This window comes from Nocardiopsis sp. NPDC006198, from assembly GCF_040613895.1.
Taxonomy (GTDB): domain Bacteria; phylum Actinomycetota; class Actinomycetes; order Streptosporangiales; family Streptosporangiaceae; genus Nocardiopsis; species Nocardiopsis tropica.
In genome coordinates this window covers 1-8,395 of record NZ_JBEXSY010000117.1, presented here as the reverse complement: position 1 = coordinate 8,395, position 8,395 = coordinate 1, and the positions used below count along the sequence as shown (strand labels likewise).

The 8,395-nt window shown below is 72.8% G+C and carries 6 protein-coding genes and 1 pseudogene; 6 read left to right on the top strand and 1 reads right to left on the bottom strand.

Features of this window, described 5'->3' with window-relative positions:
• Nucleotides 1-142: 142 nt before the first annotated feature.
• Nucleotides 143-373: pseudogene (locus ABZ234_RS33585) on the top strand (helix-turn-helix transcriptional regulator); the annotation flags it as partial.
• 399 nt (nt 374-772) lie between these two features.
• Complete coding sequence (locus ABZ234_RS33580) at nt 773-1,621, top strand: AMP-binding protein (RefSeq protein ID WP_267948427.1); 849 nt, start codon at nt 773-775, stop codon at nt 1,619-1,621.
• An 80-nt stretch (nt 1,622-1,701) separates the two neighbouring features.
• On the opposite strand, the gene ABZ234_RS33575 is transcribed toward ABZ234_RS33580, so the two are convergent.
• Entirely contained in the window at nt 1,702-2,262 is a 561-nt protein-coding gene (locus ABZ234_RS33575) for an ATP-binding protein (RefSeq protein WP_344181481.1), read from the bottom strand.
• 863 nt (nt 2,263-3,125) lie between these two features.
• Here ABZ234_RS33575 and ABZ234_RS33570 point away from each other — a divergent pair.
• Genes ABZ234_RS33570 through ABZ234_RS33555 form a run of 4 tightly spaced genes read left to right on the top strand, consistent with a single transcriptional unit; the run spans nt 3,126 to nt 8,266 of the window.
• Complete coding sequence (locus ABZ234_RS33570; RefSeq protein WP_355014728.1) at nt 3,126-4,727, top strand: ABC transporter substrate-binding protein; 1,602 nt, start codon at nt 3,126-3,128, stop codon at nt 4,725-4,727.
• A gap of 40 nt (nt 4,728-4,767) precedes the next feature.
• Entirely contained in the window at nt 4,768-5,703 is a 936-nt protein-coding gene (locus ABZ234_RS33565) for an ABC transporter permease (RefSeq protein WP_267948424.1), read from the top strand.
• Complete coding sequence (locus ABZ234_RS33560) at nt 5,700-6,593, top strand: ABC transporter permease (RefSeq protein WP_355014727.1); 894 nt, start codon at nt 5,700-5,702, stop codon at nt 6,591-6,593. The genes ABZ234_RS33565 and ABZ234_RS33560 overlap by 4 nt, the downstream gene beginning before the upstream one ends.
• A complete protein-coding gene (locus tag ABZ234_RS33555) occupies nt 6,590-8,266 on the top strand; it encodes an ABC transporter ATP-binding protein (RefSeq protein ID WP_355014726.1) in 1,677 nt (558 codons plus the stop codon). The genes ABZ234_RS33560 and ABZ234_RS33555 overlap by 4 nt, the downstream gene beginning before the upstream one ends.
• Nucleotides 8,267-8,395: the final 129 nt, after the last annotated feature.

The following is an 8,395-nucleotide window of genomic DNA, read 5'->3' as shown; positions in this document are numbered from 1 at the left end:
CCGCGCCCACCGGGGGCGACCGGCGGCGGCGCGGCGCCCCCGGGGGCGTGCGCCCCCCGCCCGGGCCCGCCGCCCCCCCCCGCCCGCACCGTCCGCCGCACCTCGGACGCCGGGGCGCGGTCGCGCCCGCCGGCCCTTGGAGGGGCCCGTCCCGGCGCCCGAGTCGGTGACCCCGCAGCAGCGGTTGACCAAGCGGGAGCTGGAGATCGCGCGGCTGGTGAGTTCGGGACGGAGCAACCCCGAGATCGCCCGGACGCTGTTCATCACCCCGTCGACGGCGGCCAGGCACGTCGCCAACATCAACCGCAAGATGGGCTTCCACTCACGCGCGCAGATCACGGCGTGGATGGAGCAGCACAGAGCAGCGGGCTGATCGCCCGGTCTGCCCGCTTACGCCCTCTCTCGTGCGGGCGCTCTCTCCCCTGCGGCCAGAATCTACATATGCATCTGCATAGCAATATGCATGTGCATCTGACTGTGAACGCGCTAGGGTTCAAGCCATGGGACATCACGTTCGTGGCACTCTCGTGACACAATTCCGTGAGTCCCAGAAGCGGCCGTCGGAGCCCGGGCCGAACACCGGGATCCCGGCGGACCGTCAGCCCCGGGAAGGTTCCCGGGGCCGGTGGGGAACCGCGCCGGAGCGGGGTGCGTCCTGGGGAGGGACGTCGCACCGACCGCCCGGGGCCGCGCTTCCGGGCTCGCCACGTGGAGGGGGCGTGACGAGCCCGGAATGCGACACCACCGCAGGATGGGCCGACTGGGGGTACGTATGGGGGTAGGGCTGTCTTCAGGAACCGGGCGACCGGGACGCCATCTGCCGCGTAGGGACGACCCGATCGGATCCCTGACCGGCGGCCTGTGCGAGCGGCTGCGGCTGCGCTCGTCGCGGCCGGGGACGCTGCGGACCGCCGGACACCGGGTGGACGCGCTCACGTTCGCCGCCACCGTCGAGCAGGCCGCGGCCGGGCTGAGCCGCCGGGGCATGTGCTTCGGCGACGTGGTGGGGGTTCTCGCGCCGGTCTCACCCGACCGGTTCCTGGCCACCTACACGGTGATGGCCGTGGGCGGCCGGGCGCTGCCGCTGTCGACCGCGTCCGACCTGGACACCCAGTGCGCCGTCCTGACCGAGACCGACGCCCGGCTGCTGCTGGTCAGCCCCGAGCTGGCGCAGACGGCCCTCGAACTCGCCGAGCGCTCGCGGGTGCGGCAGATCATCTCCTTCGGCCCGTCCCTGGGGGCGACGCCCTTCGAGGACCTGTTGCAGCCCAGCCCCGACGGCAACGGGTACAGCCCTGCGCGCGGGCTGTTCGACAACGGCATCCTGGGCTACGAGCAGACCAGCGGCGGACTGCTGACCACCCTCTACCCGCACAACGACCTGATGGCCCGCTTCTCCGAGCTGCGGAACCTGCTGCACCTGACCGCCGACGACGTCGTGGCGGTGGACGAGCGGGGCGACGAGGCCACGCGGGTGGCGCTGGTGGCGCTGGCGCTGTGGACGGGGGCCTGCGTGGTGACCGGCGCGGACTGCCCCCCGCCCGAGGGGCGCCAGGTGACCGTGCTCTGCGCGCCCGAGCCGGCGCGGGTCGCCTTCCCGTACCCCGACAGCGCCGACTGAGGGTCTTGAAGGGGGCCGGGGCCGGGTTCCGGCCCCGGTGTGCGGCGTGCGCGCCGCCGGGGGCAGGGGGCCGCCCGGGGTCAGTCCCCGGACTCGGTGAGCTCCGCGACCGAGGACTCGCCGTCGAAGGCGGGGACGGGCACGTGGCCGTCCTCGATCTCGAACCAGGCCACGTGCGTGGCCTCGCTCCAGTACTCGCCGCTGCGGGTGGCGCAGCTGTCGACGATGAGCTTGCCCCGGCCGTAGTCGTCGCCGTCCTCCCGCGTGTGGACGCCCTCGCCGTCGCGCTCGCCCTGGTCGGCCACGGCGACGCGCAGGCGTCCGGCGTCGGAGCGGATGAACAGCGTCATGACGCCTCCGCTCTGCCCGGAGCGGGAGTGCAGCAGCGCGTTGGTCGCCAGCTCGCTGACCGACAGCTCGGCGTCGTCCAGCGCGCCCTCGGTGTGGCCCATGCGGGTGAGGAACTCGCGCACGCGCGCGCGGATCGACCGCACCGCGGTGAGGTTCCCGGCACAGCTCCACACCGTGTGGTCGGTGGACCCTCCCGTGAGGTCGCCCGTCTCGAACCCCGGTGTGGTCGGAACCGTGCTCCCCGGTACCTCCGCGGGCACGTATTCCCGGAGTTGCCTCGCCTCAGCCATCCGGTCACTCCAATCACCCGCGACGGGCGCGCGGGTTGCGCCGCCTGCACTCACCTTAGACAAGGGTGTGCTGGGTCCAGAACAGCACACCTGGGTTCACCCCGCCTGGTATTGGCCACAAAACCCCGTCACGTGTCATCCCCGATGAGGACAAAGGAAACAGTCCGGACCCCAGAGTCGGCCATGTGAGGTGTAACACGTTGGCAATGCGCTCGCGGGCGGCCCGTCCCCCCGACACGGACACGACCAGTAACGATATGCGCTCCCGCGCACCGGCCGGGACGCCGCCCGCCGCGGCGCCCGCAGCCGGAGGCGAGCTCGGGAGGCCCCTCCGCCCACGGGCTTCCCGCCGGCACGGGGCGGCCCTCCCCGCCGCGCCCGGACGGGGTGGGCCGGAGGCGGCTCCGGCCGCCCGGCCGGACCGGGACCCCGCCCCGGACCGACCGCCTTCCCCTGAACAGACATATGGCCACATAAGCCAACAAAACGGAAATTGCTCGCACTAAACACCACGGTTTCGCTTCCCCGCGACATCGATTGGAACACAACCCGGACGCCCCCCGGAGCGTCGTTCGCCGCGAACCGGCGGTGGGCGCCATGCGCACACCGCCGCTCGGAGCGCACACCGAACGGCGCAGAAACCCGCAGGCCAGAGCTGGTTCCGGCGGGACGCCCCCCTCTCTCCGCCGTTACGGCCCCGCAACACGGCGTTCACGGCCCGCACCGCCTCCGACCTCGTTTGACGCTCCGTGAAGGGCGAACAAGTATCGATCAGGTCCGATGCCGGGCCGCGCCCCTCCCCGGGCGCCGCCCCTCCCCGGCCTCGAACGCCCTGCGGTTCCCGTCCCCACACGAGGTGTCCCTTGTCGTCCCTGTCCGAAGGCCCCCGCCCCACCCTTCTCTCCGCCCCCAGCCGTCGCTCCCTCCTCAAGGCCTCCGCCGCCGGCGCCGTCGTCGCCCCGGTCCTGGCCGCCTGCGGAGGGGACTCCGGCTCCGGGGGTTCGGGCGGGGGTGAACCCCAGCGGGGCGGGCGCCTGCGCGTCGGCGTCGCAGGAGGCGGGGTCAACGACACACTGGACGCGCACGACCCCACCGACAACGTGGACATCGCCCGCAACTTCGCGCTCTACGCCGGGCTGCTGCGCTACGCCGCCGACGGCGCCATCGAGAACAACCTGGCCGAGTCCGTCGAGCCCAACGAGGACGCCACGGAGTGGACCGTCGTGCTCAAGGAGGGCCTGACCTTCCACGACGACTCCCCCGTCACCGCGGACTCCGTCGTCTTCTCCCTCCGGCGCATCCTGGACCCCGACAACCCGCTGCGCGGCGCCGGCGACATGGACGGCGTCGACGCCGACGGGCTGGAGGCCCTGGACGGGCGCACGGTGCTCATCCGCTGCACCGAGCCGACGGTCACCCTGCCCGAGGCCCTCGCCGAGTACTACAACTGCGTCGTCCCCGAGGGGTACGACCCCGCCGACCCGGTCGGTTGCGGCCCGTTCCGCAGCGTCGAGTTCGTGGCGGGCGAGTACAGCCTCTTCGAGCGGCACGAGGGCTACCACGAGGAGGGCCTGCCCTACGCGGACGAGCTGGAGATCGTCGACTTCCCCGAGGACGACGCACGCGTCAACGCCCTCAACAGCGGCAGCGTGGACCTCATCACCCAGGTCCCGCACGCGCAGGTGGCGGTGATCGAGGGCAACCCCGACCTCGCGATCATGGAGTCCGAGACCGGCATGTGGCTGCCGTTCACCATGCGGGTGGACCAGGCCCCCTTCGACGACGTCCGCGTCCGCCAGGCGTTCCGGCTCATCGTGGACCGCCAGGAGATGATCGACCAGGCCCTCGCCGGGTACGGCCAGGTCGGCAACGACATGTACGCGCGGATGGACCCGTCCTACCCGGACGACTTCGAGCAGCGGGAACAGGACATCGCGGAGGCCAGGCGGCTGCTGGCCGATGCCGGGCACGAGGACGGCCTGGAGGTCGAGCTGGTCACCTCCGACATCAGCGCGGGCGTGGTCGCCGCCGCGGAGGTCTTCCAGGAGCAGGCCCGCGAGGCCGGGGTCACCGTCGAGCTCCGCCGCGTCAACCCCAGTGACTACTGGAACGAGGAGGAGGGCTTCCCCTACGCCTTCGGCCAGGACTTCTGGAGCGCGCGCAACTACATCACCCAGGCCGCGCAGGGCTCGGTGGTGGGAGCCCCCTACAACGAGACCATGTGGGGCGAGAACGAGGAGTGGCTCGGCCACCTGGAGGAGGCCCGCCGCACCGCGGACCCCGACGAGCGCAACGAGCTGATCCGCCGGGCGCAGCGGGTCGAGTACGAGGAGGGCGGCTACATCGTGTGGGGCTTCGTGAACCTCCTCGACGGCCACAGCACCGCCGTGCACGGCCTGGAGCCCGCCGTCTCCGGCCACCCGCTGGGCTCGTACGCGTTCCACCGGGCCTGGCTGGAGCAGTAGCGGCTCCCCGGACCCGACCGACCGCTACCGAAAGCTCACCATGACCCGACTCATCGTCGTCCGCCTCCTCTTCGGCGCGCTGACGCTCTGGGCGGTGTCCCTCGTGGTCTTCGCGGCCACGCAGGCACTGCCCGGCGACGCCGCCCAGATGATCCTGGGCCGTGACGCCACGCCCGAGCGCGTGGAGGCCCTCCGCGACCAGCTCGACCTGCACGAGCCGGTGGCCGTGCAGTACCTCAACTGGCTCCAGGGGATCGTCCAGGGGGACCTGGGCACCTCCTACTCCAACCGGACCGAGGTCACCGAGGTCCTCTCCGGACCGGTCCTGAGCTCGCTGACCCTGATGGGGCTGGCGGCCCTCGCCGCCACCCCCGTCGCCCTCCTCGTGGGCGCGGTCAGCGCGCTGCGGCGGGACCGCGCCTTCGACCACGCCTCGTCCATGGGGACGCTGGTCGTGGCGTCCATCCCCGAGTTCGTGGTCGGCATCCTGCTGATCCTCCTGCTGGGGCCCGGCGGACTCGGCTGGTTCCCGTCCGTGTACTCCCGCGAGGGCGGCCCCGACCAGTGGGTGCTGCCGGTGCTGACACTCGCCTTCGCGGTGGCGCCGCCCATCGTCCGCATGATGCGGGCCACGATGATCGAGGTCCTGGAGAGCGAGTACGTCCAGCAGGCCCGGCTCAAGGGCGTGGACGAGCGCGCGGTCCTGTGGCGGCACGCCGCGCCCAACGCCATCGGGCCGGTGGCCCAGGTGGTCGCCCTCCAGCTCGCCTGGCTGGCGGGCGGCGTGGTGGCCGTCGAGTTCCTGTTCAACTTCCCCGGTGTCGGCAAGATCCTCATGGACGCGATCGAGAACCGCGACGTGCCCCTGGTCCAGGCCGTGGTCCTGCTCATCGCCGGCATCTACATCCTCGTCAACCTGATCGCGGACGTGATCGGGCTGGCGGCCAACCCGAAGGTGAGGGTGGCGAACCGATGAGCGCTCCCGTGAACGCGGGCGTGGAGCCCGTGACCGTGGTGCCGCGGGGACGCGGCGCCGGCCTGTTCCGGACGGCCTGGGGGTTCGGCCGGACGAAGGTCGGCGCCGCCCTGACCGGCCTGGTCGTCCTGATCGCGGTGGTGGGGCCCTTCGTGGCCCCGTACACACCCACCGAGTTCGTGGCCAGACCGTTCGAGACCGGGGTGGACGGCACGCTGTTCGGCGGTGACAACCGCGGCCGCGACGTGCTGACCCGCTTCCTGTGGGGCGGCTGGACGCTGCTGCTCCTCGCGGGCGCCTCCGCGGCGATCGGCGTGGCGGCGGGGACGGTCGTCGGCGTGGTCGCCGGGTACCGGCGCGGCTGGCTCGACGACGTCCTCATGCGCGTCGGCGACGTGCTGCTCGCCTTCCCCCAGCTGATCGCCGCGCTGCTGGTGATGTCGATCGTGGGCCCGAAGGTGTGGCTGATCGTGGCCGTCATCGCGGTGTCGCACATGCCCCGCGTGGCCCGGGTGATCCGCGAGGCGACGCGCAAGGTCGTCGAGCAGGACTACGTGAAGGCGGCCGAGGCCGTCGGCCTTCCGCGCTGGCGGATCATGGCGGTGGAGATCCTGCCGAACGTGACGAGCCCGCTGCTGGTCGAGCTCGGCCTGCGGCTGACCTACTCCATCGGGGTGGTCGCCGTGCTCGGCTTCCTCGGCATGGGGCTCCAGCCGCCGACGGCGGACTGGGGACTGATGATCAACGAGAACCGGCAGGGCATGGCCGTGCAGCCGTGGGCGGTGGCGCTGCCCGTGGCGGCGATCGCCGTCCTGACGATCGGCGCCAACCTGATCACCGACGGCCTGTCCCGTGCGGCGATCGGCATCGACCGAGGGGTGGAGAAGTGACGCGGGACGCCGGACGGGAAGCGGACTCCGGAGGCGGCCGGGACACCGGGGCCGCCGTGCTGTCGGTGGAGGGCCTGACCGTGATCGGCCGTCCCTCGGACGTGGAGATCATCAGCGGCGTCTCGATCACGGTGGCGCGGGGCACGATCCTCGGCCTGGTCGGCGAGTCCGGCTCCGGGAAGACCACCCTGGGCCTGTCGCTGCTGGCGCACTGCAAGCGCGCGACGGAGATCTCCGCGGGACGCGTGGAGGTGGCCGGGAAGGACCTGGCCTCGCTCTCCGAGCGGGGCGTGCGCGAACTGCGCGGACGGGCGGTGGCCTACATCCCCCAGTCGCCCGCCTCGGCGCTCAACCCGGCCCTGCGCCTGCGCACCCAGCTGCGCGAGGCCCTGCACGACGCCTCCCTGTCGGCGGCCGACGCCCAGGCCCGGGTGCGCGAGGTCCTGGGCGAGGTCGCGCTCCCCGACGACGACGGGTTCCTGGCCCGCTACCCCCACCAGCTGTCCGGCGGACAGCAGCAGAGGGTGGCGATCGCGATGGCGTTCGTCGGCCGCCCGGACGTGATCGTGCTGGACGAGCCGACCACCGGCCTGGACGTGACCACGCAGGCGCACGTCCTGGAGACCATCCGCCGGATGACCCGCGACTACGGCACGGCGGGGGTCTACATCAGCCACGACATGGCGGTGGTCGCCGACCTGGCCGACGAGATCGCGGTGATGTACCGGGGCGAGGTCGTCGAGCGGGGGCGCACGGACCGGGTGCTCGCGGACCCGCGCCACTCCTACACCAGGCGCCTGCTGACGGCCGTGCCGCTGCTGCGGACCACGGGCCACGAGGAGGGCGGCGAGCCGGAGGGCGAGCCGCTGCTGAGGGTCGCGGGGCTCGACGCGGGCTACGGGCGCGCGAGGGTCCTCGACGGGATCGACGTGTCGGTCCACCGGGGCGAGTGCGTGGCCCTGCTGGGCGAGTCGGGGTCGGGCAAGACGACCCTGTCCCGCTCGGTCGCGGGCCTGCACCGCCAGTACACCGGTGAGGTGGTGTTCGACGGGAGCCCGCTGGCCGCCGGGAGCTACCGGCGCACGGCCGAGCAGAGGCGCCGGGTGCAGTACGTGTTCCAGAACCCCTACGAGGCGCTGAACCCGCGCAGGCGGGTACGCGACCAGATCCTGGGCCCCTACCGCCACCTGGTGGGCAGGCCCCGGGACCCCGGGGCGGTGGTGGCCGAGGCCCTGGAGCGCGCCGCCCTGTCCGCCTCCTACGCCGACCGCTACCCGGAGCAGCTCAGCGGCGGCGAGCGGCAGCGGGTGTGCATCGCCCGCGCGGTGGCCACCCGCCCCGACCTGCTGATCTGCGACGAGATCACGTCGGCGCTCGACGTGTCGGTGCAGGCGGAGATCGTGAAACTGCTGCGCGGGCTCCAGGACGAGGGGATGGCACTGCTGTTCGTCACCCACAACATCGCCCTGGTGTCCAACATCGCGCAGAGGGTGGCCGTGCTCCACCGGGGCGTGATCGTGGAACAGGGACCGGTGGGCCGGGTGATGTCGGCCCCGGAGCACGAGTACACCCGGGCGCTGATCGCGGACACCCCGGACTTCGAGCTGTCCTTCGCGGGGACCCCCGAGCGGCTGGGCACGGCCGCGCAGGACCGGCCCGTCACCGGGGCGTAGCCGGCTGCGGCCGGCGTGCGGCCTCACCGTCTTTGGGGCGGCGTCGGCCCTGTCGGCCTACTCGCAGAGCCCCGAGCAGCTCATCCTCGCCCGTGCCGCGATGGGGCTCGGCGCGTCGATGGTGACGCC